This is a genomic window from Vibrio sp. DW001, assembly GCF_029016285.1.
Lineage (GTDB): Bacteria > Pseudomonadota > Gammaproteobacteria > Enterobacterales > Vibrionaceae > Vibrio.
Map to the genome: position 1 here is coordinate 3,661,325 of NZ_CP091975.1, position 24,500 is coordinate 3,685,824.

The 24,500-nt window shown below is 40.7% G+C and carries 26 protein-coding genes and 1 pseudogene; 10 read left to right on the forward strand and 17 right to left on the reverse strand.

Annotation, left to right across the window (positions count from 1 at the left end; translation table 11 throughout):
- Positions 1 to 17: 17 nt before the first annotated feature.
- The 3 genes from ftsX to ftsY form a co-directional block, all read right to left on the reverse strand.
- On the reverse strand, positions 18 to 962 hold the full coding sequence (gene ftsX / locus L3V77_RS16740) for a permease-like cell division protein FtsX (protein WP_275135120.1): 945 nt from the start codon (positions 960 to 962) through the stop codon (positions 18 to 20).
- On the reverse strand, positions 952 to 1,626 hold the full coding sequence (ftsE, locus tag L3V77_RS16745) for a cell division ATP-binding protein FtsE (RefSeq protein ID WP_275135121.1): 675 nt from the start codon (positions 1,624 to 1,626) through the stop codon (positions 952 to 954). Before ftsE ends, ftsX begins: the two co-directional genes overlap by 11 nt.
- Before the next feature lie 66 nt (positions 1,627 to 1,692).
- Positions 1,693 to 3,012: a signal recognition particle-docking protein FtsY gene (gene ftsY / locus L3V77_RS16750; RefSeq protein WP_275135122.1), complete on the reverse strand. Its 1,320-nt coding sequence runs from the start codon at positions 3,010 to 3,012 to the stop codon at positions 1,693 to 1,695.
- Between the two features lie 162 nt (positions 3,013 to 3,174).
- Here ftsY and rsmD point away from each other — a divergent pair, with 162 nt between their 5' ends.
- Together rsmD and L3V77_RS16760 are read left to right on the forward strand one after the other, a co-directional pair.
- On the forward strand, positions 3,175 to 3,774 hold the full coding sequence (gene rsmD / locus L3V77_RS16755) for a 16S rRNA (guanine(966)-N(2))-methyltransferase RsmD (RefSeq protein WP_275135123.1): 600 nt from the start codon (positions 3,175 to 3,177) through the stop codon (positions 3,772 to 3,774).
- Positions 3,771 to 4,037, forward strand: coding sequence for a DUF1145 domain-containing protein (locus tag L3V77_RS16760; protein ID WP_275135124.1), 267 nt, complete (start codon positions 3,771 to 3,773; stop codon positions 4,035 to 4,037). The genes rsmD and L3V77_RS16760 overlap by 4 nt, the downstream gene beginning before the upstream one ends.
- 39 nt (positions 4,038 to 4,076) lie before the next feature.
- Here L3V77_RS16760 and L3V77_RS16765 read toward each other — a convergent pair whose 3' ends face one another.
- The 9 genes from L3V77_RS16765 to L3V77_RS16805 form a co-directional block, all read right to left on the reverse strand.
- Positions 4,077 to 4,661, reverse strand: coding sequence for a YhgN family NAAT transporter (locus L3V77_RS16765; protein ID WP_275135125.1), 585 nt, complete (start codon positions 4,659 to 4,661; stop codon positions 4,077 to 4,079).
- A gap of 58 nt (positions 4,662 to 4,719) precedes the next feature.
- Positions 4,720 to 4,950 carry a YecH family metal-binding protein gene (locus tag L3V77_RS16770; RefSeq protein ID WP_275135126.1) on the reverse strand — a complete coding sequence of 77 codons (231 nt, stop codon included), beginning with the start codon at positions 4,948 to 4,950 and terminating at the stop codon, positions 4,720 to 4,722.
- A gap of 132 nt (positions 4,951 to 5,082) precedes the next feature.
- A complete protein-coding gene (locus L3V77_RS16775; protein ID WP_275135127.1) occupies positions 5,083 to 5,706 on the reverse strand; it encodes a lysoplasmalogenase in 624 nt (207 codons plus the stop codon).
- A 150-nt stretch (positions 5,707 to 5,856) separates the two neighbouring features.
- Positions 5,857 to 6,222, reverse strand: coding sequence for a DUF4145 domain-containing protein (locus tag L3V77_RS16780; RefSeq protein WP_275135128.1), 366 nt, complete (start codon positions 6,220 to 6,222; stop codon positions 5,857 to 5,859).
- A gap of 204 nt (positions 6,223 to 6,426) precedes the next feature.
- Positions 6,427 to 7,440, reverse strand: coding sequence for an acyltransferase family protein (locus L3V77_RS16785; RefSeq protein WP_275135129.1), 1,014 nt, complete (start codon positions 7,438 to 7,440; stop codon positions 6,427 to 6,429).
- A gap of 145 nt (positions 7,441 to 7,585) precedes the next feature.
- The gene (gene arsJ, locus L3V77_RS16790; protein WP_275135130.1) at positions 7,586 to 8,809 is read right to left on the reverse strand and encodes an organoarsenical effux MFS transporter ArsJ; all 1,224 of its coding nucleotides are present in this window, start codon (positions 8,807 to 8,809) and stop codon (positions 7,586 to 7,588) included.
- 130 nt (positions 8,810 to 8,939) lie between these two features.
- Positions 8,940 to 9,434 carry a cyclin-dependent kinase inhibitor 3 family protein gene (locus L3V77_RS16795; RefSeq protein WP_275135131.1) on the reverse strand — a complete coding sequence of 165 codons (495 nt, stop codon included), beginning with the start codon at positions 9,432 to 9,434 and terminating at the stop codon, positions 8,940 to 8,942.
- Positions 9,435 to 9,446: 12 nt separating this feature from the next.
- Positions 9,447 to 10,448, reverse strand: coding sequence for an ArsJ-associated glyceraldehyde-3-phosphate dehydrogenase (locus L3V77_RS16800; protein ID WP_275135132.1), 1,002 nt, complete (start codon positions 10,446 to 10,448; stop codon positions 9,447 to 9,449).
- A gap of 36 nt (positions 10,449 to 10,484) precedes the next feature.
- Positions 10,485 to 10,823 carry a metalloregulator ArsR/SmtB family transcription factor gene (locus L3V77_RS16805; protein WP_275135133.1) on the reverse strand — a complete coding sequence of 113 codons (339 nt, stop codon included), beginning with the start codon at positions 10,821 to 10,823 and terminating at the stop codon, positions 10,485 to 10,487.
- Between the two features lie 222 nt (positions 10,824 to 11,045).
- Here L3V77_RS16805 and L3V77_RS16810 point away from each other — a divergent pair, with 222 nt between their 5' ends.
- From L3V77_RS16810 to L3V77_RS16825, 4 genes are all read left to right on the forward strand, one after another.
- Complete coding sequence (locus tag L3V77_RS16810) at positions 11,046 to 12,017, forward strand: alpha/beta fold hydrolase (protein ID WP_275135134.1); 972 nt, start codon at positions 11,046 to 11,048, stop codon at positions 12,015 to 12,017.
- A gap of 110 nt (positions 12,018 to 12,127) precedes the next feature.
- Positions 12,128 to 12,946 carry a Cof-type HAD-IIB family hydrolase gene (locus L3V77_RS16815; protein ID WP_275135135.1) on the forward strand — a complete coding sequence of 273 codons (819 nt, stop codon included), beginning with the start codon at positions 12,128 to 12,130 and terminating at the stop codon, positions 12,944 to 12,946.
- A 95-nt stretch (positions 12,947 to 13,041) separates the two neighbouring features.
- Positions 13,042 to 14,070 carry a hypothetical protein gene (locus L3V77_RS16820; protein WP_275135136.1) on the forward strand — a complete coding sequence of 343 codons (1,029 nt, stop codon included), beginning with the start codon at positions 13,042 to 13,044 and terminating at the stop codon, positions 14,068 to 14,070.
- Position 14,071: 1 nt separating this feature from the next.
- Positions 14,072 to 14,680, forward strand: coding sequence for a DTW domain-containing protein (locus L3V77_RS16825; protein ID WP_275135137.1), 609 nt, complete (start codon positions 14,072 to 14,074; stop codon positions 14,678 to 14,680).
- Positions 14,681 to 14,753: 73 nt separating this feature from the next.
- Here the strand turns inward: L3V77_RS16825 and L3V77_RS16830 are convergent, their stop codons facing one another.
- The 4 genes from L3V77_RS16830 to hemC are packed head-to-tail and all read right to left on the reverse strand — an operon-like array spanning position 14,754 to position 18,898.
- Positions 14,754 to 15,935: a heme biosynthesis HemY N-terminal domain-containing protein gene (locus L3V77_RS16830; protein ID WP_275135138.1), complete on the reverse strand. Its 1,182-nt coding sequence runs from the start codon at positions 15,933 to 15,935 to the stop codon at positions 14,754 to 14,756.
- The gene (locus tag L3V77_RS16835) at positions 15,932 to 17,209 is read right to left on the reverse strand and encodes a uroporphyrinogen-III C-methyltransferase (protein WP_275135139.1); all 1,278 of its coding nucleotides are present in this window, start codon (positions 17,207 to 17,209) and stop codon (positions 15,932 to 15,934) included. Before L3V77_RS16835 ends, L3V77_RS16830 begins: the two co-directional genes overlap by 4 nt.
- Positions 17,199 to 17,957: a uroporphyrinogen-III synthase gene (locus tag L3V77_RS16840; RefSeq protein WP_275135140.1), complete on the reverse strand. Its 759-nt coding sequence runs from the start codon at positions 17,955 to 17,957 to the stop codon at positions 17,199 to 17,201. The genes L3V77_RS16835 and L3V77_RS16840 overlap by 11 nt, the downstream gene beginning before the upstream one ends.
- Positions 17,958 to 17,959: 2 nt before the next feature.
- Complete coding sequence (hemC, locus tag L3V77_RS16845) at positions 17,960 to 18,898, reverse strand: hydroxymethylbilane synthase (protein WP_275135141.1); 939 nt, start codon at positions 18,896 to 18,898, stop codon at positions 17,960 to 17,962.
- A 355-nt stretch (positions 18,899 to 19,253) separates the two neighbouring features.
- On the opposite strand from hemC, the gene L3V77_RS16850 reads away from it, so the two are divergent.
- Positions 19,254 to 21,788, forward strand: a complete 2,535-nt coding sequence (locus L3V77_RS16850) for a class I adenylate cyclase (protein ID WP_275135142.1) — start codon at positions 19,254 to 19,256, stop codon at positions 21,786 to 21,788.
- A 71-nt stretch (positions 21,789 to 21,859) separates the two neighbouring features.
- Here L3V77_RS16850 and cyaY read toward each other — a convergent pair whose 3' ends face one another.
- On the reverse strand, positions 21,860 to 22,177 hold the full coding sequence (cyaY, locus tag L3V77_RS16855; RefSeq protein WP_275135143.1) for an iron donor protein CyaY: 318 nt from the start codon (positions 22,175 to 22,177) through the stop codon (positions 21,860 to 21,862).
- On the opposite strand from cyaY, the pseudogene L3V77_RS16860 reads away from it, so the two are divergent.
- The 3 genes and pseudogenes from L3V77_RS16860 to dapF all read left to right on the forward strand — a co-directional run bounded on the left by L3V77_RS16860 (position 22,157) and on the right by dapF (position 24,490).
- Positions 22,157 to 22,376: pseudogene (locus tag L3V77_RS16860) on the forward strand (lipoprotein). The gene cyaY and the pseudogene L3V77_RS16860 sit on opposite strands and share 21 nt — an antisense overlap.
- A gap of 20 nt (positions 22,377 to 22,396) precedes the next feature.
- On the forward strand, positions 22,397 to 23,650 hold the full coding sequence (lysA, locus tag L3V77_RS16865) for a diaminopimelate decarboxylase (RefSeq protein WP_275135144.1): 1,254 nt from the start codon (positions 22,397 to 22,399) through the stop codon (positions 23,648 to 23,650).
- A 9-nt stretch (positions 23,651 to 23,659) separates the two neighbouring features.
- A complete protein-coding gene (gene dapF, locus L3V77_RS16870; protein WP_275135145.1) occupies positions 23,660 to 24,490 on the forward strand; it encodes a diaminopimelate epimerase in 831 nt (276 codons plus the stop codon).
- Positions 24,491 to 24,500 lie beyond the last annotated feature (10 nt).

Below are 24,500 nucleotides of genomic sequence, written 5' to 3' on the forward strand. Positions count from 1 at the left end.
TTTAAGACAAGAAAAGCCTACACAGGTTCAATATCTTTTAAGTGTTTCCGTGCGGATAGTTTTGCTGCTATAAAGCCTAAGAAAACACCGAGCATTAATAGCAACAATGACTCATCCCAGTTCAAGCCTATCAAGTGAAATTGGCTGTCATATAACATAGAAAGCTTTTCTACAGCTCCATTTAACAGTATCGTAATAATTGCCGTCAAAAACCAAGCGCTTACGGCTCCAATTAAGCCAAACCACATACCAGAATACAGGTAGGGTCTTAAGATAAAACTGTCTGTTGCTCCGATCAGCTTCATCACTTGAATTTCTTCTTTATGCGCCAAAATCGTAAACCGCAATGTGTTGCCAACAATTAAAAATACAGCCCCTAGCATTAAGGTCGCTAAAGTAACAACAACTGTTGTTGCCAGATTCTTCATTGCATCTAAGCGAGCAAGCCAATCTTCATCCAATCTTACATCGGTAATACCCTGCTCATCTCTTAGCGCTATTGCGATATCTCTGATGCTCGCATCATTTTGCTCAGATGGTTGTATAACGAGCACTGCCGGTAACGAATAATCACTTAGTAATGAAATAGCTTGTTCAAATCCAGAATACTCACTTAAATCACTAAGACCTTGTTGAGAAGAAATATATTGCACACTTTCTACATTTTCCCAACTTTCTACCCGATCCTTAAGTACCATGATTCTCGCTTCTGCGATGTCTTCTTGTATATAGGCACTTACTTGTGACGGACTCGCAACCTCTTCTGCAACTTTAGCAATATTTTTACCCACAAGATAAACACTCGCAGGCAAAGACAGCGCCATCGCGATCACGGCTAGAGTCAATATGTTACCTAACGGTCTTAGCCACAAACTCATAAATGAGCTTTTAGCTTGTCTTATATGCATGTTCAAAAAACCGACACGATCGACTTTGTTTTTGCTGCGAGCATTATTGGCCATAGCCTTCGACCTCACTTAAAAAACCTTGATTCAACTCAAATCGTCGATACTGAGGCCTGCTGCCGACAAGACCAACATCATGAGTAGCGACAAGAATAGAGACACCTGCTCGATTAAACTCTTCCAGCAACATCATGGTTCGATTAGACAGTTCAGGATCTAGATTACCAGTCGGTTCATCAGCCAGTACTAAAGTGGGTCTATTCACAACCGCTCTTGCGATACCCACTCTTTGTTGCTCACCACCTGATAGTTGACTCGGCAAACACTTCGCTTTATCTAACAACCCTATTTTATCTAACGCTGCGGAGACTCTGCGTTTAATATCATTTTCTGTCGCAGACTCTATACGCATTGGCAATGCCACATTATCAAATACAGTCCGATCCATTAACAAACGGTGATCTTGAAAAACGATACCAATATTACGTCTTAAAAGAGGAATATCGTTATTCGATATCTTTGTAATATCGTGTCCGTTGAATTGAATAGTGCCATCAGAAGGACGTTCCATAGCACAAATCAGCTTCAGTAATGTACTTTTGCCAGCGCCAGAATGCCCACCAAGAAATGCCATTTCACCTTGTCTAAGATGAAAATCCACTTTTTGTAATGCTTGGCGACCACCTCGATAAGCTTTACTAACTTGCTGAAATCTTATCACTTACTCTTCCTCTAACTATTCAATTCATTCCATTTAAGCGCTTGCTACTGCACAATACCTTAATCATTATTCTTCGCGACTAAATAGCGCTTCAATAAAGTTTTCAGATTCAAACGGGCGAAGATCATCAATACCTTCCCCAACACCAATGTAGCGAATCGGGATATTAAACTGATCAGCGATGGCGAAAATAACCCCGCCTTTCGCGGTTCCATCAAGTTTTGTCAGAGTGATGCCAGTAACAGGGGCGACATCGCTAAATAATTTGGCTTGGCTAATCGCATTTTGGCCAGTGCCTGCATCGAGAGTTAACATTATTTCATGCGGTGCAGAGTCATCGACTTTTTTCATTACCCGTACAATTTTACGCAGCTCTTCCATCAAATGACCCTTGTTTTGAAGTCGACCTGCAGTATCCGCGATGACAACATCTACACCACGAGCTTTCGCTGCTTCTATAGCATCATAAATGACGGATGCACTGTCCGCACCAGTATGTTGAGCAATAACCGGGACATTATTTCTTTCACCCCAAACTTGTAACTGTTCCACCGCAGCGGCTCGGAATGTATCTCCTGCAGCAAGCATGACTTTTTTCCCATCAGCTTGGAATTGTTTTGCCAATTTACCTATTGTCGTAGTTTTACCCACGCCATTCACGCCAACCATTAGTATCACGTAAGGAGTGTGCTTAGTATCGATGACTAATGGCTGCTCTACATGTGACAGTATTTCGGCCATTTCTTCTTTAAGTAAACCGTAGAGCGCTTCGCCATCTTTTAACTCTCTGCGAGATGCCTTTTCTGTCAGGTTACCGATAATCTTTAAGGTTGTATCCATCCCTACATCGGCGATTAAAAGTTGCTCTTCAAGCTCTTCAAAAAGCTCATCGTCTATCGATTTTCCTTTAAACAGACCAAAAAAACCTGCACCGATGTTTTGTTTTGTTCTGGCTAAGCTACGCTTTAACCTTGAAAAGAAACCTTCTGTTGGTTTCTCTTGTTCAACAATGACTTTCTTTGTACCACTTTCGACAGGCGCATCTACAAGATCGACTGAGGCGGGTTCCGCTGTTGATTCAATCAATACCGTTGTATCAATTGGCGATTCTACAAGCGTCTCCCCCCCACTTTCAACGTCGATAGTTGTATTGATTTCATCATCTAAGCCGTCTGTATTAACTGACGGAGTATCATTAGCTTGTGAGGCATCGGCAATAATATCTTCGCTTTCATTGCTCGCTAGCTCAGTGTCAATAGTGGCATTTTCTTCTTGCTTCTCTGGCTGAAGCCCTTCAATTTGCTTATTTCCACCTTCTTGGTTTTTTCCTTCATCTTCGCCAAAACCAAGCCATGAAAATAGTCCGCGCTTTTTCTTATCCGTCATCGAGAGGAGTCCTAGATCTAACAACTAATTCTAATTTAATGCCCTGCAAAATTATTTGAGCAGAGAAAAATGACAAAGTACTGAAAATTTTCTGTTTTGATTGGTACACTTTGACATTATATAACGAGATATAGTAACACTTTATTAGCGGTCAAAAAATCTATGGTAAGAAGTCAAACTAAAAACAATTTACAAAAAAAGCAATCAGAAGGCTCAATACGCATTATTGCTGGTCTTTGGCGAGGTAGAAAACTACCTGTATGCAATGCTGAAGGGCTAAGACCTACGACCGATCGCGTAAAAGAGACGCTGTTTAATTGGATTGCTCAAGATGTGCCTCATGCCAAATGTTTGGATCTATTTGCAGGCTCTGGTGGATTAGGCTTTGAAGCCGCCTCACGTCAAGCAAAGCAGGTTGTGATGATCGAACTCAACGTTCAGGCACATAAACAGTTAAGCCAAAATATCACGACATTAAAAACAGATTCTATTGATGCAATCCACTCGGATAGCCTTTCCTACCTAGAAAAGCAGGGGATGCCTTTTGATATCGTCTTTATCGATCCTCCCTTTAGAAAAGGATTGCTAGAAAAGAGCTTAAAATTATTAGAAGAAAATAATTGGCTTGCAGAAAATGCTATGATTTATATTGAAACAGAAAAAGAACTCACGCTTACTGGCGTACCAGACAATTGGTCTCTCTATCGAGAAAAAAAAGCGGGCCAAGTAAGTTACCGATTATTTGAAAGGAATATAGAATGAAAGTCCTGATATTTTTAGCTAAAGCTTCTATCGCATTTGTTTGGTTTGTTCTTCTCTTCAATATTTTCATGCCATTTCCAGGTAAGGCGGCCATTGCACTCTATATTATGACTGGATTCTTGTTCATGATGCACGCGGTTCAAATGCTGATATTTATCGGAGCTTTTGGTGACAAAATAGAAATCAGTGGATGGGAGAAATGGTCAATTTTAATATTTGGTATATTTTCCCTGCTCGATATAAGGCGTAAACACATGATGTAAAAAAGAGCGCTTAAGCGCTCTTTTTTACATCATGCTTCTTTAACCTATAAAGTCTTTAATACCATCTAGGAACATCTGGGTAGAGATCATAACTAATAACAACCCCATCAGTCTTTCTACCGCTTTTAGACCCTTTTCTCCCAATAACTTATGGAAAAAATTGATGAACATAAGTACGAAGAAGCTTGCCCCCCAGGCGATAAGTAACGCTGCGGCCCAATCCCAAATACGATCAGGTTCTTGACTCGACAATAATAGCAGCAAAGCCATCACAGACGGGCCAGCAATCATTGGGATAGCCATTGGTACAATATATGGCTCTTCACCTGCTGCAAGACCTGTCACACCGCCTGGTTGTGGAAAAATCATCCTAATTGCAATGATAAAGAGAATGACACCACCAGAAATACTTAAGGTCTCAGGATTTATATGCAGGAAATTAAGTATGTTTTGACCACCGAATAAAAAAGCAAGCAGAATAACCAACGCAACGCAAAGCTCACGGATTAATATAATTCGTCGTCTTTTCGGTTCAATATGTTTAAGAATGGACAAGAAGACCGGTAAGTTACCTAAAGGGTCCATAATTAAAAACAACATGGTTGCTGCTGAAAGTATATCCATTGTTAATTTTATCTCCGCGCTATATTGGTGACACAGCTACAACGGTATTGAGAGTGTGTTATTCGCACTTATTCGTCGCATTAATGCTGTATTTCCCATCAACTGTGGCTATTTTTTCTCTTTCGATAAAGAAATCAAAAAGTTCATCAAAGTTCAGACCTTCACTCAGGCAAGTATGAAACTGGACATCGTCCCCGTACTCATTTGTGAGCAGGTTCTTTACTTCATCTCGAGTGAGAAATTTTTCTGACAACATATCTAATATTTTGTGCCCATGAATATTATTCATTTTTTACCCTTAACTTGAGATCGCTAAGAATACACCAAAAGAATGATATTCTTAATCACTCTATAGTAGATGAATCCAAAGCAGATAACTTTAAAACTAAAGTGAAATAGAAAATGTCATTCAACCAATTGATTAAGCAATAACAGAAGCGACAGTCAGTGAATGAGCGATAAAAAAGCCACTCGTGGCCCATAGATCAGAATTTGGGAAAGGATGGCGATAGATATTAACCGCACTAACTAGAGTCGCAGCAACAAAAACAAAACAAGCAAGGCAAGCATACAAATTTGCCATATTGGTATTGTTCATCCAGACAGCACAGGACACCCATGACATCTGGACCAAGACCAAACCCATAATAGATACAGGAAAAATAATCGTATCCAGCTTTGGGAGCAAAAGTAAGATGAGAATAATACTACCGGCAAATAGCAGAGACGGTAGCCACCACGTAATATCACCATGCAACAGAGACCAAAATCCCTTACTGTAAAATAGAAATGACAAAATTAACGCGATAAAGCTTGCTCTGGTACTTATTTTGGGTAGAGCACTGAACGTATCAGCAATGACAGCTAGAGAAAGGCCAATCGCCATCCATATGAATTGAGGCTCTTCACGACCAGTTGTTACCAAAATAGCCATTAATAATAGTAAAGTTATCGGTTTCAATATCTTAGACAGATTTTTATTCTCGCTATTCGCCGTCGAAATATGAATTAACCCAGATAGCCCAACCATCAGCCAACCCCACATACGCTTTCCTCATTTCATTTAAGTCGGCTAGTTTAGGAAAAATGAAATTTTAATCCAGTATTAATGACCAATATATGAAAATAACCATCACGATGTAATGAGGTTGTTATTAAAGTGTTTTGCACATGTAATTTTACACGTAAGGGCGGGTTATAAGTGTTCAACAAGCTTGTCCCAGTGAACAAGATAGAATCCTAGTGCCGCGAGCGTAAACAACGTCATGACCAAAATGGCCGCTCGCCAAATGAAACGGTTCGCTCTTGGAGTAAGTTCTTTTTCGCAAGCGTCACAGGTAGCGAAGTAAGATTTTCTGTTATCCAACGTAAAGTCTTCTTCATGAACTATTTTGTTCCGAATAGTGGCAACATACCTCAATTTACTTATCACATCGTGAGGTAATCGATCCTCACAACTGGTGATTAATTGATGTAATCCTTTTCCATCAGCATGATATTGCACCCGCAACAACTTCTCAATACGGCGAGTACGCTTAACAACTTCCTCAATATTCGACATATTGTTCTCCTAATAACCTTCTAACTGAAGACTCATTACCAGTATAAATAGTTCCCGAAAAAACAGTGCATCACCATGCTCTATCTTAGATAAATAATGTGAGCTCGACACGATAATTTACAATCACTTACATCCGAAAGAAAACATTCAAGCTCAACAGTAGGCATTTCAATAGCCGTAAATATCGTCGAGATACCGATGCAATTACGGTAGTAGCCACGATGTTCTATTACTTTTTGACAATATCCAACTAACAAAGAGCGCGCCGCTACCGCTAAGTAATATCCATAACGGGATAACCCACATAGGATGCCCCTGAAACCACCCAAACTCTTTCATTGGCCATAAAAAAATAGGGTGAAGAATATATATCCCCAGAGAATTTTGACTAATAAACCCAACAACTTTTCTCGTACTTTGCCTTAAGCCTTCACCAAAATAACGACAAAGCATAAACACCATTGAGGCAGCAAAAACTGTATTTATAGTCTTATAGGATAACCACCTACCAAAGGTATATTTGTCTTGCGCAATACTCTCTGTAGCAACCATCCAAACACTACTAAATAGCCCTATAGCACCGAGAATAACAAAAAACGTCACCATTCCCTTTGTTAATGGTACCTTTTTGTAAAGAACATAACCAAGCAATAGATAACCGGAATACAACCATAATTGGTGGCTCCACGGACCATCGATTCGGAACAGAAACAAGGCTGTTGCGAGTATCCACACAGATAAGAAAGCAAAAATCGCTAGGTCATCCGTTTTTTGAACCAGAATCTGAAAAAAGGGAATGACAAAATAAAGAGGAATAAAGTAGTAAAAAAAACCAAGATGGTAATACGTTTCTTTGTGGAGAATGTTTCTCAACGTGTCGAATGTCACACCAGAATCATAACCATCTGCAGACCACCCTGATAAATAAGCGTAAAAAAGAGACCAGATAATAAATGGAATCAAAACTTTACCAAGGCGACGACTGACATAATATTTCGCATTAAACGGCCGTGTGTCGTTCAGCATCAACGCACCAGTAATCATAATAAATACTGGGACAGCCCAACGACTGAAACCGTTCACCGTAATCGCAACAAACCATTCATTAATCGGAATAGTGCCTAATTCATGTCGATAAGGTGCGAGAACGTGAATAGCAATAACCGCAATCGCGGCCATACAACGAAGTAGATCGAAGAAAAAAACTCTTTTTTCCATTGGTTTTCCAGATTACGGTCAAAAATAAAAGAATGAGTACTATGATAACCTAAGTATCATTTGACCATATTACATAAGAAAAGCTTAAGGAATAGTCAGGAAGGTGTAAAAAACGCTCGCAGTTTTATGTGAGCGCCTAATTTACTTAGTTGGTCGCTATCGATTTTACCGATTTAGGTAGGTAAATAGAGATAAAGGTTGTTATTGCTAAGAAAGCAAATGAGACCCATAGACATGCAGCTAAGCCCGCTAATTGGAAAACCCAACCAGATAGTATCGTTCCAATCAACCGTCCCATAGCGTTAGCCATATAATAGAACCCAACATCCAGTGAGACACCATCGCCTTTCGCATAACTAACAATCAGATAAGAATGCAGTGATGAATTCACTGCAAAAACAGCACCAAATACCATCAGGCCAACCACAATGACAAGTTCAGGTTGCCAGTCCATTTGAACAGCATAGGCCACTAACCCCGTTATAATGGCAAGTAACGCAGCCCACATTATTGCAGCAGAACCATCTGGCACCTTACCTTGTGCTTTTCCTGTAATTTTAGGCGCGATGCTCTGTACAAACCCATAAGCAATTACCCAAAGCGCTAAAAATCCACCAACCCACAAATGATCCCAACCAAACGTTGATCCTAAATACACGGGTAACGCCACGACAAACCAAACATCACGAGCGCCAAATAAAAACATACGCGCCGCAGAGAGGATATTGACACTTCGCGATTTAGAAAAAATTTCTTTGAATTTAGGCTTAATCTTTGCCTTCCCTATGTCACTTTCTAAAGCAAATAGGCTTCCCATAAGCACGAAAGAAAGCACCCCAGCCATAAGCAATACCGAAGACTGAAATCCAATAAAAGACAACAAAAGTCCGCCGATAAAGAAACCAGCACCTTTCAACGCATTTTTAGAGCCGGTTAAAATTGCTACCCATTTGTAAAGCGCCCCTTGCTGATCATCTGGAACTAGCGTCTTAATAGCGCTTTTGGCACTCATCTTATTCAAATCTTTAGCGATGCCTGAAACCGCCTGCGCCGCCATGACCCAAGGAATAGTAAGCCATGTACTTGGTACCGCTAACATTACCAAGGCACCAACCTGCATTGCTAACCCCACATTCATTGTTCGGTTTAAACCTAAACGCGCCCCTAACCAACCGCCAACTAAATTGGTTATTACACCAAAGAACTCATAAAACAAAAAGAGGGATGCTATCGCAAGTGTGCTGTACCCAAGATCGTGAAAATAGAGTACCACCAACATACGAAGTGCGCCGTCTGTGATGGTAAAGTTCCAATAATTGAACGTAACCAACATATATTGACGAACACTTTTGTTCAAATTTGAAAACATAAGTTAATTCACTGTTTATACAGACATAAACCATTGCTTAAGAAACTATGTTACGTCTGAATTGAAGCAAGGAGAGCTTTAGGATCATAGCAACCCAAAAGCTCTGTGCACGGGCTAATCAAAGTTTGAATTATTTACTAACTTGATTAATGTACTCAATCTGAAGAGGTTTAGTAAAAGCGCCTGGACGAAGCGCTTGCACCTCCGATTTGATCCTATTCAGATCCCAATCAAGCTCTAGCAATATATGCGCGGCGAGTAAGCCTGTACGACCAGAACCTCCCATACAATGCAATGCTACGTTTCCACCCTGCTTTAATACTTCATGCACCTGAGGACTAATTACCTCCCAACGAGCATCGAATTGCTCATCAGGCGCTTCATCGTCCTTAATTGGTTGATGGAACCAAGACATGCCTAATTGCTTCGCTAATCTTGGTAATTCAGCTACTCCCGCTTTTTCCATCTCCTCGAACTCCAAAGCTGTCACTATCGCCTGTACACCTGAGGATTTTAGTTCTTTAAGCGATGTTTCTAAATCCACCTCTTTTGTTCCCGGGCAAGGCGTTAGAATAAGCGCGACATCATTGTCCGTTACGTTAAGCTGCCAAGTTGGATGTGTCATTTTATAAATACCTTATGCTAAGCCGACTTTACGAACTAACTCTGACGTACGGGTTGCGTAACCCATTTCGTTGTCGTACCAAGCATAAATCTTGACCATACGAGTTCCGACAACCATGGTAGACAAAGCATCAACAATCGTTGAGCGTGGATCACCTTTATAGTCAATAGAAACCAACGGACGTTCTTCAAATCCAAGAATACCTTGTAAGTCTCCCTCAGAGGCTTCTTTTAGTAGAGCGTTAACTTCTTCAACTGTCGTATCGCGCTTCACATCGAAAATAATATCGGTCAAAGACGCATTGGCCAGAGGAACGCGAACGGCATGACCATTAATTTTTCCTTTAAGTTCTGGGAAGATTTCAACGATAGCGGTTGCAGAGCCCGTTGTGGTTGGGATCAAACTCATACCACACGCACGAGCACGGCGAAGGTCTTTGTGAGGTGCATCCAAAATGGTTTGAGTATTGGTTAAATTATGGATTGTAGTAAAGGAAGATTGTTCAATGCCAAGCTTCTCGTGGATGACTTTTACCACAGGTGCTATACAGTTTGTAGTACACGACGCTGCAGTGACAATTTTATGCGCATCTGGGTCAAATATGTGTTCATTTACTCCTACAACAATATTGGCAACACCTTCTTCTTTTACTGGTGCTGACACGACAACGCGTTTAACCCCCTGAGCCAGGTACTTGTTTAAAAGAGCAACTTTACGATGAACACCCGTCGCTTCAATGACAACATCACAACCCGACCAATCTACTTCATTAATATCTTGCTGCTGACTCGTAGCAACTCTTTTGCCATTAATCACCATTTCAGAGCCATCCACTCTCACTTCGTGATGCCAGCGTCCCTGAATCGAGTCAAATTCCAATAGGTGCGCTAAAGTAGCCGTATCACCCGCAATATCATTAATATGTACAAACTCCATTTCTGGCCAGTCATAGGCAGCGCGTAAGGCTAAGCGACCAATTCGACCAAAACCGTTAATTCCTACTTTAATCGTCATAAGTAATTTCCTTGTAAATAATCTTATATAACCGTATCAGCATCTATTTGGACGGCTCTTCATCGCATTCAAACGTTCAATGTCAGCTTTGTATTGCTCTATTAAACAATTAGATTGTTTCAATCCTTCAATCACTTTCTCTAACCATCGAGGTAATTCAGCGGCAACACGGTAATACACCCAGTGTCCTTTCCGTTCATCCTGTAAAATCCCAGACTGGCGCAATTGAGCTAAATGGCGGGATATTTTAGGCTGACTCTCCCCAAGTGCCTGAGTCAGTTCACAGACACACAGCTCTCCTTCTCTTGCAATCAATAGCAAGCAACGGACTCTAGTCTCATCTGATAACATTTTAAAAAACTGATTAGGCAACATAATTTAAACCAAACATATGGATATACGTATATATTATACTTACATAATTTCAGATCAATGATCAATGTGAATTGTCATCAAATCTTCATATAAGAAATGCTTATTCACACAGCAGAAAACACAGCATTAGCTATCCCAATTTAATATGGGCAATATGAGTGATATGCTTACATCATTCATTCTTTATACCCGCACCTTAAGTGACAAAAATATTAGGTAATTATGATCACGGTAAATCCAATCCAAGAATCAGACTATCCAGATATTATGCACGGTAAAATCAATAATTTCTGGCAAAAAAGAAAGGAAGGCTTTGTTTTAGGAAAAGGCCAAAAGAACCTGTACTGGGTGTCCGTTACTTCGACTAATCACACTAAAGCCATTGTGGTTGCGAATGGTCGTGTGGAATCAGCATGGAAATACCAAGAACTTCTTTATCACTTTTTCCAATTAGGTTACGACGTATACTCGTTTGATCATCGCGGGCAGGGTTTATCCGACCGACTAACCGAAGATCGACAAATTGGACATGTGGCCTCCTTCTCACATTATGTCGAAGACATGGCCGAACTGGTTAATCGCTTTGAACTTGGGAAATATGACCAGCGATTTCTCATCGCACATTCCATGGGAGGCGCGATTTCTACCCGATATTTACAGTGCTACCCCAACCATGGTTTTGATCGCATAGCACTCAGTGCCCCCATGTTTGGCGTTAATATGTCGCCGCTCTTGAAACCCATTGCACCATATTGGGCATGCCTTGTTAGCCTTGTTAGTACTAAACCTGATTATCTAACCAAAAACAGGGAGTATCGAGCGAAACCATTTGAGCTCAACCCACTGACATCCAGCAAAGTAAGATACAAGTGGTTTAGGGATCTTTACGAAGATATGCCTCAGCTCAAAATTGGAGGACCTAGTGCTCATTGGATTTGGCAAGCATTATCCGGAGCAGCAGCATGCATTAAAAATGCTAGGAAGTTGGGTATCCCAACACTACTTATTCAGGCTGAGCAGGATGATATCGTCAGTAACCAAGCCCAATTAGAATTTATAGCGTCGCTGAGCATAACTAACAAAGCTTCAAAATTAGAGATAAGTAAGGGCAGCAGACACGAAATTTTATTTGAGAATGATAAAATAAGAGATGAAGCACTATCGATGATCCATCGTTTTTTTGAACAAGACTGATAAAATGAAAATAGGGAAAAGAAGATTAACAATTTTACCCTCTTTTTCATCTCTATTTTACCCTAAACTACCTGCCGCTAGAGTCAAATAATTAATTAATAGAGAGTTGTATGAACCGACTAAACGATACACAGTTTCAAATTGTCGCCTCTGATCTAGATGGCACCCTTCTCGCTCCCGATCACCAATTAAGTGACTTCAGTAAAAAAACACTCCAAGAGCTGCATTCAAAAGGTTTTACCTTCGTTTTTGCAACAGGCCGTCACCATGTGGATGTCGCTCAAATTCGTGAGCAAGCAGGTATACCAGCCTTCATGATCACGTCAAATGGCGCTCGTGTACACAATCAAAATGACGAGTTAATGTACAGCAAGAACGTAGATGAAGAACTTGTTCAGCCCATTGCTGATATCATCAAAAAAGATCCAAAAATTCGCATACATGTCTATCAAAATGACCATTGGCTAACCAACAGAGAAGATGACGACATCAAGAAATTTCATAAAGATTCGGGGTTTCAGTACACGCTTCTAGATGCAGACAATATGCCCACGACAGGTATTGCCAAACTTTTCTTTGTTTACCCAGATCACGAATACTTAACCCAGTTTGAAGATGAACTGAATGCAAAATTTAAGGGTCGAGTGAATATTGCCTTTTCGACGCCTACCTGTTTAGAAGTGATGGCAGATGGTGTATCCAAGGGGGCTGCATTAGAAGCGATTGCTCATTCAATAGGATCCACGCTTGAAAATTGTATCGCTTTTGGCGATGGAATGAATGATGTTGAAATGCTATCGATGGCCGGCAAAGGCCTTGTGATGGAAACTTCTCACGAAAAGGTAAAACAAGCATTGCCCAATAATGAGATTATCGGTTCCCATAAAGATCACGCCGTTGCCCAGTATCTGAATGAGCACTTGTTTTAATTCAATGTCTTATATTTGATTAAAGGTAGCAATTTCGCTACCTTTTTTAATAGTTATGACATAATGATTGAAACGTAGTTAGATGGATTTACTTTATGAAATTATTACCTATTTCAATATTACTGGTATTCGTTGGTCTCATTCAGGCTTGCTCTTCCTCATCGGAAACATCCGTTCCTTCACAAAAGAATAAAACGCAGATTTCTCTTAGCGGGGAGGCCGAGACGCCTAAAGCGCCTACGTTTATTATGAGAGGAATCCTCACCGTCGGTCATGAAACTCGAAGTTTCATTCCTTGCGGCAGTAACCAGCAATATTGGGTAGATATGGGAACTGAATCATTTAATGAAGCCATGGGGCTTAGCCGTGAAGCATATCAGCCTATGTATGCAGAAATGATCGGTCACCTTGAAGGGACATCTGACACCGGATTCGATCACGACTTTTCGGCTCGATTCGTCGTTTCAGGAATTAATTTCATCACAACAGAAAATACCAAGCGTTGTGATCAACCATTTCGCTCAACAAAAGCTTTTGGCAACGAGCCATACTGGTCAATGGAGTTTAGCGATGATAAAACACGTTACCAGCAATTTGGCGCTGATGAGAGAGGGTTTTCACTCTCATCTACTCGTTTAACCCCGACAGAACGTAAATATCATTTTGGACAGGGGCAACTTACTATTACGAAAGCAATGTGTAATGACTCGATGAGCGACAGTATCTATGGCTGGAGCGCGACGTTTAATGATAAAAATGAAGAAAAACAAGGTTGCGCAACCTTGGCGAACAAAGATGCCACATTAAAATGGGTCAACCGCTATGTTGCAACAAGTACTAAATCAACTGGATTTAGTATTGAACTAAAATTATCTTCTGATCATACGGCTACAACCACTTATTCCTACGCGGTTGGCTTACCAATCCAAGAATCTGGTTATTGGCAGCAATTGAATGATGAGCAGGTTCAAGTGGTGACGACACACCATCAAGGACAGCGGATAGTCGCTGAGCGCCTATTTACACTGCAAGGCAACCAGATAGTAGCTACGCACGAAAAAGTGAATGGCAATGTGTACCCTATCGCAAATGGTGGCTTAACACTTTATAGAGACAAGCCATAGAATGTCCCAAATAGAATCACAATTAAAACCGTGCCTAAATTGCGGTTTTAAGTTTAATTGCCTATGCGAAGAGACTCCGCACCTTGAAAGCAAGGTTAACATAGCATTATTAATGCATCCCAACGAGATAAGGCGTGAAACGAATACAGGTAAATTGGTTTCAAAAAGCTTGCCTGAAACACTCAGGTTTACGTGGGATAGAGTCACACCACCACAAGAACTAATCGAGCTTATCAGCAGCAATAACTTTAAACCGATACTGCTATTCCCCAGCGATAAAAGTACTATTCTTGACGATCGAATCATCAATATAAACGAGAAACCACCTCTGTTTATCATCTTAGATTCAACATGGCAGGAAGCAAATAAAATGATACGAAAGAGCCCATGGTTGCAGACCCTAACAATGATGAAGTTATCGGGAATAGTAAGTTCAAACTACTCATTACGACGTAATCAAGATAGTGGTCACTTATGTACATGTGAAACAGCATGTGAATTATTGAGGTTATCTAATGAATCAAAAAATGCTGATAAATTAGATGCCTTTTTTCACTACTATTTGGCGATATTTAAAGCCGACAAAAGCGGTCACAAGCATATTACCTAATCGGCAATATGTGAATATAAAAAAACCAGCTTACGCTGGTTTTTTTATATCGTTATTTCGCGCTAAATTGTCTTTATTTGGCACTGATCAACGTCAACGCCTGTCTCGAAACATCATTTGCCGCATGAGTAAGATCTTGTTTTTCCAGAACCGTCGCTAAGGCAGAATAATCCGATACATCCGCTCTAATCGAAAGCGCTTTTTCTAGATGTTGCTGCGCTTCAATCCACTTTTCATTCGTCATATACACTCTAGCTATTACGCTATGGGCAACGGCATCTTCTGAATTTTTCTTGATAAGCCCTTGCAACATCACAATGGCGGGATAATTATCGGCTAAATTCATGGTTGGTATTAGCTGGATTAAAGCATCGTTATGCTGCTTCTTGAGTGACTCCACGACCAAGCTATAGGCTTCAGAATCCGCTTGTCGCTCTATCAATTGCATTGCTAAACATACAACGATTTCTTCATCATGGCGAGCCTTACGAGGAAAGCTATTCCAAAGTGCAATCGCACCTTCGGAGCCTTTCGATTGAGCAACCTCTATGATCAGACCACATTGAGCCTGTTTAGAAAGCTTAGACTGTTCTTCCGAATCAATAAGCTTAGCCTTAACTAGCCTAGGTAAGATTTCTAATAAAAGCGCCCAATGTTCTAGGTTAATATAAGTAATCTTAAGCAGATTCAGTACCATCGAATTTGAAGCATGAGCGCTTTCTAAGTTAGATAAGGTAATAAATGATTGCTCAAAATTTCGTTCACGAACCTGTTGGCGAGCCTTAGTTAACTCGACCGCTAATGTAGAGTTATCTTGCTGCTGCGCTAACTGTAAATATTTGTCCCGTTTGTTGTCATCACCCATCTCTTGAGCCGCTTCTGACGCGATTAAATAACACAGTAATGGCATATCATGATGGTTCGCCCAACGAATTACTTTTTTCTCCGCCGCTTGCCAGTCACCTTCTAGCAGCTTCACAATACCTTCGTTCGTATTTCGACGAGCTCGCTTAAGCTTACGAACACTGAACCAGTTCCATGTAGTACTGCTCATATTCAACATTTTTTTGATCAAGTATTCCAAACCAAATAGTGCCGCTAAAATACCAATAACAAAAATAACTAACGTTGTCACACTCATTTCTATCGTTGTGTCAGCAATGGAAATCAGAACATAGCCTTGTTGCCCAGCAAACTGGGTACCGACAAAAAGCCCTATTCCAAGTGTCGCAAAGAGGAAAATCATTCGAATCATTGTTTGTCCTCCATGGTCATACTGGTAACTTGACGACGAAGACGCTCGTTAATAACATCTTGAAGTGCTTTTTGCGACACGAGTTTAATAGGATACTTAACCTCGATATTTTGACCAGAAAGCTGCTGAATAGACTTGTTAAACTGCACTACTGCAGGATCATCTAGTTTAAAAAACTGCATCGTCCATTCATCTGCAGTTTTCAATGAGCTTTGATAGATTGCTTGATTCTCATTGTAAACAGCACGAATTGCTGTCTCAATTTTACCTTTCACATTTTCTTTCAAGTAATAATGCTGTTTCGGTGCGAGAAGCGGGATTACATTGCCTTCACGGGTACGGAAGGTAATAAACTGTTTAGAAAAATCCGTTAATGAGGTCAATAAATTGTCTTGCCAGTCATAAATATCCGTTGATACCTTCTTGCTCTCTACAATAGGCACTTCCGGTAAAATCGCATTCGCTAACGGTAAAGTATCAATTTGTTGTTGCAGGCTAATTAGCCTCAATACCAATCCATCTTTATCAATTAATGGAACTGATTTAAGCGTGGTAATATCTTTTGCCATTTCTTTACGTAATGGCATTAAACTCGGGTCATTGAGCAGAGAGATTCGTTGATCAGCACTCTCCATCAATTGAGTCGCACTCACCACATCTTTTTCTAAAAATAGCTTTCTTCCCGCTAGTTTCACTAAGTAGTCAGATTCCGCTAAAAGCCAATCGTTTGGTCTTCTACCCGCTACATCGGCTAGAGCAACTTGTAGACTTTTGATACTTTCGTGCTGCTGAGTAATCGCTGTATCTGCTTTGTTGTATGCTTCATCTGCTTTTGCCGCGGCTAACGCTTCTGTTGAAGAGAGTCGCTGCTCAATCTGATTACTCATACTATTTATTTGCGCTTCTAGTTGAGCAAGTTGGGATTGATGTTGAACATTCTGCTGATTGAATACAAAAGCAGCACCACCAGCAAATAAAATAGAAATAACGATGGCCAAAGTGCCAAGCTTAACGCCTCGTTTGCCTTGTTTTTCTTCAAATTGAACCGGATCGATTAGAACATTACCTTCGTCACTTTTTACAGGCTGATCGTCAAAAGTCCTTTTTGAAGAGGTAGAGTCGACACCGCCCTGTGCTTTCTTACCCTCGTCCAAGGTTTCAGAAGAGGTTTCCGACTTCTTTTTTACTTTTACAGACGTGTCTTTCAACGCCGTATCATTTGACTGAAGTTCGTTGTTTTCAGGTTCTGTTTGCCCGTTTTTTTTATTTGTCATGTACTTGTCCTGTTGTGCATTGCTGTTGAATAACAGCGACTAAATCGGGGTTGGATGCACTACCCGAAACCGCTACTTCATGAAACCCAAGCCTTCGAGCTAACGTTGCAATTCTATTGCTTGGCACGATAAGCTTTTGCTCAAAAAGCCAATTATGCTCATTATTGGGGATCATGTTGAAGAAATAGTCCAACTGTTCTCCACTCGTCAATACTATATGGTCAACGTTATTTTTTTTCCAATTCTTAACACTAGAGTGTCCGTCAAATGGAAGCGTTTGACGTTGGTATACTTCACAATACTCAACTCTAGCGCCTCTTTTAAGTAATTCATCGCGAATTAATTCCCTTCCACCATTGCCTCTCAATATTGTCACTTTGGTATTGATAAGCGTTGATAGCACAGGTAGTTTCAATAAATGCTCACTATCGCTCACTTGCGGATAGTGTACTTTCTGAGCGGTAACTTCGCTGAGTTTATCAGCCGTTTTTTGACCAATGGCAAAATAACAAGTGGAATCGGGCCATGTTTGCATTTCAGATTGCAATACTCTGCTAGCCCATTCAACCGCGGGTTTACTTACCGCAATAACCAAATCAGAATTTTTTAATACCTTGTGGAGGCGATAACTGTCCTTACCCTTGGAAAATTGAATCAAAGGCTGATAAATAACTTGGATACCACAAGAAGAAAGCGCATCACAAAGCGCTTCTCCGTCTGGGCTAGGCCTAGTTATTAATACGACCATACTTATTCGTGGTCGCTATACAGCTTTTCTAAAATTTCTTTTGCTCCGTCAGCGAGAAGCTGATTGGCAAGCTCGACACCTAAGGTTTCTCCATCTTTACGGTTTCCGCGGATCTCTCCTCGAACCATTTTGCTACCGTCTGGCTCTCCAACTAAGGCGCGTAACCAAATCTGATCACCGTCTAAAAGAGAGTAACTACCAATAGGTACCTGACAACCACCTTCCAAAGTTAGATTCATCGCGCGTTCACAACGCACTCTATCAGCTGTATCTGCGTGATTTAATGGTTCCAAAAGCTTCAATATACGCTCATCATCAACTCGACATTCAATTCCTACGGCACCTTGACCAACCGCTGGTAAGGATTGCTCTGGTTCGATATAACTTCTAATTCGTTCTTTTAACTCAAGGCGCTTTAGTCCCGCAGCAGCAAGAATAATTGCATCGTAATCGCCGGCATCGAGTTTACCTAACCGGGTTCCTACGTTGCCGCGTAATTCTTTGATAACAAGATCTGGGCGAGCTTCCATAAGCTGACATTGACGGCGTAAACTACAGGTGCCGACAATCGAACCTAGCGGCAATTCATCAATAGACCCATAAGTATTTGAGACGAACGCATCTCTCGGGTCTTCTCTCTTACAAATAGTGACCAGACCTAAACCTTCAGGAAAACCTACTGGTACATCTTTCATTGAGTGGACAGCAAGATCGGCGCGTCCTTCTAACATAGCAACTTCTAACTCTTTAACAAAAAGGCCTTTTCCGCCAATTTTTGCTAATGGGGAATCAAGAATGATGTCACCCTTAGTCACCATGGTAACCAACTCGACTTCTAGACCAGGGTGAGCGGCTTGCAAGGCATCTCTAACAAAATAGGCTTGCCATAAAGCCAGGGGGCTCTTACGAGTAGCGATTCTTACCGGAGTGTTATCTGTCATGGAAATTCCGAATATTTACTTTTTGATTGACTATAATTTTATTATCCTACCATCCAATCTAAGTCACATATATCGATTGTTATAAGGTCTGATAAATTGTGCTTGTTTCTTGCTTAAATGACAAAAAATATGTGATGTTTATCTCAATAAAAGTTACACTTATATTAGTGCTCTCTATATTACTACACTCTCGATTGAGGGTTAAAATGAATGACGAGCAAGCAGATTGGAAATAAGCATATTAATTGTAATTTCTTTACCTCGCTTGCTAAAAGTGTTAAATTGATCACGTTTTGTAGCGTACATAGAATAAAAACTAAACAGAACTAGAATTTATCAGACCAAGGAATACACCTTGCAGGCTTATATCCAAACAATAATCAGTAGAATTGACTCTCTGAATCAGCAGCGCATCGAGCGCGCGTTGGCGATTATGGATCAAAAAGGCAAGCAAGTTTTCAATCTTATTCCTACCCTTCTTCATTACAACCATCCCGCTATTCCTGGCTATTATGACAAACCCGTCCCATACGGTGTCCATTCTTTAGAAGAAAACGATATTCAGACACAGTTTATCGCGCAAATTTCAGCTACCCAATCAGAGCCTATAGTGCCTGATAACGAGGCTCATATATTAGGGCTATACACCATGGGCAGCACATCTTCTATCGGTCAAAGCACATCAAGTGACCTCGATATATGGGTTTGTGTGTCACCAGAAATGGGGGATGATGAACGCTCTCATCTTGGCAATAAATGCTTGCTGATTACTGAGTGGGCTAAAGGCTACGGTATCGAGGCCAATTTTTTCTTGATGGATGAGGAACGCTTCAGAAGCAACCATTCCGAAGAGATGACTGGCGATAACTGCGGTTCCTCTCAACACTTATTATTACTTGATGAATTCTATCGTTCTGCTGTTCGGTTAGCCGGTCAACGCCTTTTATGGCAAATCGTACCTCCCGAGATGGAGGAATGTTATCAAGAGTACGTTGACCAACTGTGTAAGACAGGGCATATCAATTGCTATGATTGGATCGACTTTGGTGAGCTTAATCGAATTCCTGCGGAAGAATATTTTGGTTCGAACTTATGGCAGTTATATAAAAGTATCGATTCCCCTTACAAATCAGTATTAAAGGCCATTCTTTTAGAAGCCTATTCTTGGGAATACCCAAATACTCAACTCTTGAGTGTCGATAGCAAACGTCGATTTTTTGCGTATGAACCTGATTTATATAGCATGGATTCCTATTATCTCATGCTCGATAAAGTCACTACTTATCTAGAACGTATTCAAGATTACACTCGTCTCGACTTAGTTCGTCGTTGTTTCTACCTTAAAACCCATGAAAAACTTTCTCGTACCCCAGGTGCAGGCTCTGTAGAGTGGCGTCGTCAAATTCTGGGTAAAATGACTAAGAGTTGGAATTGGGATCATAACGTCATTGCTGAATTAGATGACCGTCGTAACTGGAAAGTAGAGCAGGTAAAAGTTGTCCATGATGGATTACTTGACGCTCTAATGCTGAGCTATCGTAACCTAATACAGTTTGCTAGACGCAACGATATAACGTCCGCTATCAGCCCTCAAGACATTAGCATATTAGCAAGAAAGCTCTACGCCGCCTTTGAAGTTCTTCCCGGGAAAGTAACGTTACTTAACCCACAGATTTCACCGGACCTTCATGAACCCGATCTAAGTTTTATTCAGGTACAAAAAGGACGTACAAACCCGTCTGGGTGGTATCTCTATAAGCAACCTCTTATTGCGAATAAACTGATTGGTTCCAAAAGTCTTGAGCACAACGAATATTTAAGTAAATTGGTAGCATGGTCATTTTTTAATGGATTAATTACGGAATCTACTCGACTAAATTCGGTAGTGAAAGATGCACAGCTTGATATAGACAAGTTCTATCAAATGGTCAGTGATTTACGCAATACTTTTTCTTTACGTAAACGCCGGCCTTCTATGCAGGCTTTGGGCAGTCCATGTGAAATCAGTCAAATGGCAATGTTCATCAACTTCGAAAATGATCCGAGCGCTCAACATATTCCACGTTCACTTAAAGTTGACGTAAAGAACGTAGACATATTTAGTTTTGGTGAAGAAGCCATAAGCTTAGTTGGCAGCGTTGACTTGGTATATCGTAACTCTTGGCATGAAGTTAGAACCATGCACTTTACCGGTGATGCCGCCATATTAGATGCATTAAAAACCATCCTGGGCAAAATGCACCAAGATGCCGTTCCACCAGAGTCGGTTGATGTTTTCTGCTATAGCAAAAACTTAAGAGGCGTCATTCGTAATACTGTTTACCAATTACTTGCCGAATGTATTGATATGCGTTTGAAGCCAGTAGAAGAACAAACAAATCGAAAATTCAAAGCGATCAAAGTCGCAAATCAAATGTTTGGTCTATTCTTCGAAAGAAGAGGGGTATCAGTTCAGAAATTAGAAAACTCGGTAGATTTTTATCGCAGCATATCAACCAATAAGTTAAACGGCTCTCCGTTGTCTATGCTTGATAAAGAACGAGACTATCATTTACCACCAGTCGTCGATAGTTTTGCGAGTGAAGGCTTGGTTCAGTTCTTTTTCGAAGATACCGCTGATGGTTTCAACATCTATGTTTTAGATGAAGAAAACTCTTTAGAGGTTTACCACCAGTTTAACGGCAGTAAAGATGACATGATAAATAACGTTAATCGTTTCTATACCTCTAGTCATGGTACTGAGAGCGAAGACCTCTGTTTAATTAACTTCAACCTTCCACAGTATTATCAAATTATTCATCCTAAAGATGACACTAGCAATAGCTACGTTGCACCGTACCGCAATGATAATTGCGTTCAATCAAAGCCATCTAAAGCGGTTAATGCCTAAGAATTATGTAACACTCCTCACTCACTCCCATTAAATAAGGAATGAATGATTCGCATTATTAGAAAATGTCTTTATTCATCCCAGTCAATATCTTCACCTGCGTGCTTACCACATTCATTTTTCACAAATGAGAAAAACTCAGAACCTGTTTTTGAACAGATCCATTTGTCATCGATGTACGAAAAATGAAAACCACCTGATTTTGATGCCAACCAGATCTCTTTCATTGGCTCTTGCTTATTAATAACTATTTGACTTCTATCACTAAATTCTAAATTCATTACATTTCCAATGATTTCAAAATCGATATCCGCACCGGAATCATCAATAGTCTCTTCCAATTGATTAAACACTTCATCGACGATTTGATGATATTCAGTATCATTCATCCTGCTCTATCCTATTGCTTTTCTTATTAGTAGTGCGATTATAGAGGGCATTGAATCAATAATCACGAATTGCACCATGAAAAAAATTATCGCGGGACTCTGCTTGTTATCAACATTAAGTTTAGCTGGTTGTGGAAATACAGGATCACTCTATATGCCAGAAGATGCGCCACAAGAAAGTGAACAAACGCAATCGTAATTTGTTAAGGAAAGAATACATTGGATTATTTTAATTATCAGGATGATGGCCAACTATGGGCTGAAGAAGTTTCACTGCAAGCTTTAGAACAACAATTTGGCACCCCATTATACATTTATTCCCGAGCGACGTTAGAACGGCACTGGAATGCGTTTGATAAATCTGTAGGCGAACATCCTCACCTTGTCTGCTACGCAGTTAAGGCGAATGGTAATTTGGGTGTGCTAAACGCATTAGCGCGCTTGGGATCTGGCTTTGATATTGTTTCTGGTGGTGAACTAGAGCGCGTGTTAACTGCAGGTGGCGATCCTGCCAAAATCGTCTTCTCTGGCGTTGGAAAAACGGTTGAAGAGATGAGAAGAGCGCTTGAGTTAAGTATCAAGTGCTTCAATGTAGAATCTGAACCTGAATTAGAGAGGCTAAACGCTGTTGCCGCTGAAATGGGCGTGATTGCACCAATCTCTCTTAGAATTAATCCAGATGTCGACGCGAAAACGCATCCTTACATTTCTACCGGTCTACGAGATAATAAATTTGGTATTGCATTTGATCGCGCATCAGAAGTGTATCGATTCGCAGACAGCCTACCAAATCTCAATGTACAAGGTATAGATTGCCACATTGGCTCTCAACTCACGGATATAGAACCATTCATTGATGCGACAGACCGACTATTGGCACTGATCGATCAACTGATTGCCGATAATATTCATATCGAGCATTTAGACGTTGGTGGAGGTCTTGGGGTTGTATACAAAGATGAATTACCACCACAACCATCTGATTATGCAAAAGCGTTGTTAGCTCGCCTGACTAACCATCCAGATATTGAATTGATTTTTGAGCCGGGGCGCGCAATTGCTGCGAACGCAGGTATTCTCCTGACAAAAGTCGAATACTTAAAGCACACTGAATTCAAAAACTTTGCGGTAGTTGATGCAGCCATGAACGACTTAATGCGTCCTGCGCTATACTCAGCATGGCAAGATATAGTGCCGGTATCACCTAGAAAAGGGGAAGCAATAGCATACGATATAGTCGGCCCTATTTGCGAGACTGGTGATTTTTTAGGTAAAGACCGAGACCTATTAATACAGCAGGGCGATCTGTTGGCGATAAGATCTGCAGGTGCATATGGCTTCTCAATGTCTTCAAATTATAACGCTCGTCGACGAGCTGCGGAAGTAATGGTCGACGGGGATAAAGTACATCTAGTTCGTAAACGTGAAGAGTATATTGACCTTTGGCGTGATGAACACATTTTACCGGAGTAGCTAGAAAGTATGCATTTCCATTTCTCTAAAATGCACGGTCTGGGCAACGACTTTATGGTCGTAGATTGCATTACGCAGAATATTTTCTTTTCCCCAGATCTCATCCGTCGTTTGGCGAATCGAAACACCGGTGTTGGCTTCGACCAATTACTCGTCGTTGAAGCGCCTTATGATCCTGAATCCGATTTTCACTACCGCATTTTTAATGCTGACGGTAGTGAAGTAGAACAGTGTGGTAACGGTGCACGATGCTTTGCACGATTTGTTCGAATGAAAGGTCTAACCAATAAATTCAATATTAACGTGAGCACCAAAAAAGGTAAAATGGTGCTGAATATTGAAGAGGATGACTTTGTTACTGTGAATATGGGCGAACCAATATTTGAACCTAACAAAATTCCATTCAAAGCTAAACAAGCTGAGAAAACCTACATCATTCGGGTCAATGAGCAGACGCTATTTTGTGGTGCGGTAAGCATGGGGAATCCTCATGTCGTGACACCAGTTGATGATATTCAAACAGCTGATATTGAAACACTCGGTCCTCTACTTGAATCATACGAGCGCTTTCCTGAGAGAGTGAATGCTGGCTTTATGCAAATTATAGATAGAGGTGAGATAAACCTTAGAGTCTATGAAAGAGGGGCTGGAGAGACCTTAGCTTGTGGTAGCGGTGCTTGTGCTGCGGTGGCCGTCGGTATATATCAAGAATCCTTAGACGAAGAAGTAAAGGTCCATCTTCCTGGTGGTGATCTTGTCATTAAGTGGAAAGGACCGGGACATCCTCTTTATATGACCGGACCTGCTATCCATGTATTTGATGGTCAATTAACGTGCTAAATAGCAATAT

Bases quoted from the DNA above. Each gene is read 5' to 3' on its own strand.
- ftsX (WP_275135120.1), bottom strand. From the start codon at position 962: ATGGCCAATAATGCTCGCAGCAAAAACAAAGTCGATCGTGTCGGTTTT.
- ftsY (WP_275135122.1), bottom strand. From the start codon at position 3,012: ATGACGGATAAGAAAAAGCGCGGACTATTTTCATGGCTTGGTTTTGGC.
- rsmD (WP_275135123.1), top strand. From the start codon at position 3,175: ATGGTAAGAAGTCAAACTAAAAACAATTTACAAAAAAAGCAATCAGAA.
- L3V77_RS16760 (WP_275135124.1), top strand. From the start codon at position 3,771: ATGAAAGTCCTGATATTTTTAGCTAAAGCTTCTATCGCATTTGTTTGG.
- L3V77_RS16765 (WP_275135125.1), bottom strand. From the start codon at position 4,661: ATGGATATACTTTCAGCAGCAACCATGTTGTTTTTAATTATGGACCCT.
- L3V77_RS16770 (WP_275135126.1), bottom strand. From the start codon at position 4,950: ATGAATAATATTCATGGGCACAAAATATTAGATATGTTGTCAGAAAAA.
- L3V77_RS16775 (WP_275135127.1), bottom strand. From the start codon at position 5,706: ATGTGGGGTTGGCTGATGGTTGGGCTATCTGGGTTAATTCATATTTCG.
- L3V77_RS16780 (WP_275135128.1), bottom strand. From the start codon at position 6,222: ATGTCGAATATTGAGGAAGTTGTTAAGCGTACTCGCCGTATTGAGAAG.
- L3V77_RS16785 (WP_275135129.1), bottom strand. From the start codon at position 7,440: ATGGAAAAAAGAGTTTTTTTCTTCGATCTACTTCGTTGTATGGCCGCG.
- arsJ (WP_275135130.1), bottom strand. From the start codon at position 8,809: ATGTTTTCAAATTTGAACAAAAGTGTTCGTCAATATATGTTGGTTACG.
- L3V77_RS16795 (WP_275135131.1), bottom strand. From the start codon at position 9,434: ATGACACATCCAACTTGGCAGCTTAACGTAACGGACAATGATGTCGCG.
- L3V77_RS16800 (WP_275135132.1), bottom strand. From the start codon at position 10,448: ATGACGATTAAAGTAGGAATTAACGGTTTTGGTCGAATTGGTCGCTTA.
- L3V77_RS16805 (WP_275135133.1), bottom strand. From the start codon at position 10,823: ATGTTGCCTAATCAGTTTTTTAAAATGTTATCAGATGAGACTAGAGTC.
- L3V77_RS16810 (WP_275135134.1), top strand. From the start codon at position 11,046: ATGATCACGGTAAATCCAATCCAAGAATCAGACTATCCAGATATTATG.
- L3V77_RS16815 (WP_275135135.1), top strand. From the start codon at position 12,128: ATGAACCGACTAAACGATACACAGTTTCAAATTGTCGCCTCTGATCTA.
- L3V77_RS16820 (WP_275135136.1), top strand. From the start codon at position 13,042: ATGAAATTATTACCTATTTCAATATTACTGGTATTCGTTGGTCTCATT.
- L3V77_RS16825 (WP_275135137.1), top strand. From the start codon at position 14,072: ATGTCCCAAATAGAATCACAATTAAAACCGTGCCTAAATTGCGGTTTT.
- L3V77_RS16830 (WP_275135138.1), bottom strand. From the start codon at position 15,935: ATGATTCGAATGATTTTCCTCTTTGCGACACTTGGAATAGGGCTTTTT.
- L3V77_RS16835 (WP_275135139.1), bottom strand. From the start codon at position 17,209: ATGACAAATAAAAAAAACGGGCAAACAGAACCTGAAAACAACGAACTT.
- L3V77_RS16840 (WP_275135140.1), bottom strand. From the start codon at position 17,957: ATGGTCGTATTAATAACTAGGCCTAGCCCAGACGGAGAAGCGCTTTGT.
- hemC (WP_275135141.1), bottom strand. From the start codon at position 18,898: ATGACAGATAACACTCCGGTAAGAATCGCTACTCGTAAGAGCCCCCTG.
- cyaY (WP_275135143.1), bottom strand. From the start codon at position 22,177: ATGAATGATACTGAATATCATCAAATCGTCGATGAAGTGTTTAATCAA.
- dapF (WP_275135145.1), top strand. From the start codon at position 23,660: ATGCATTTCCATTTCTCTAAAATGCACGGTCTGGGCAACGACTTTATG.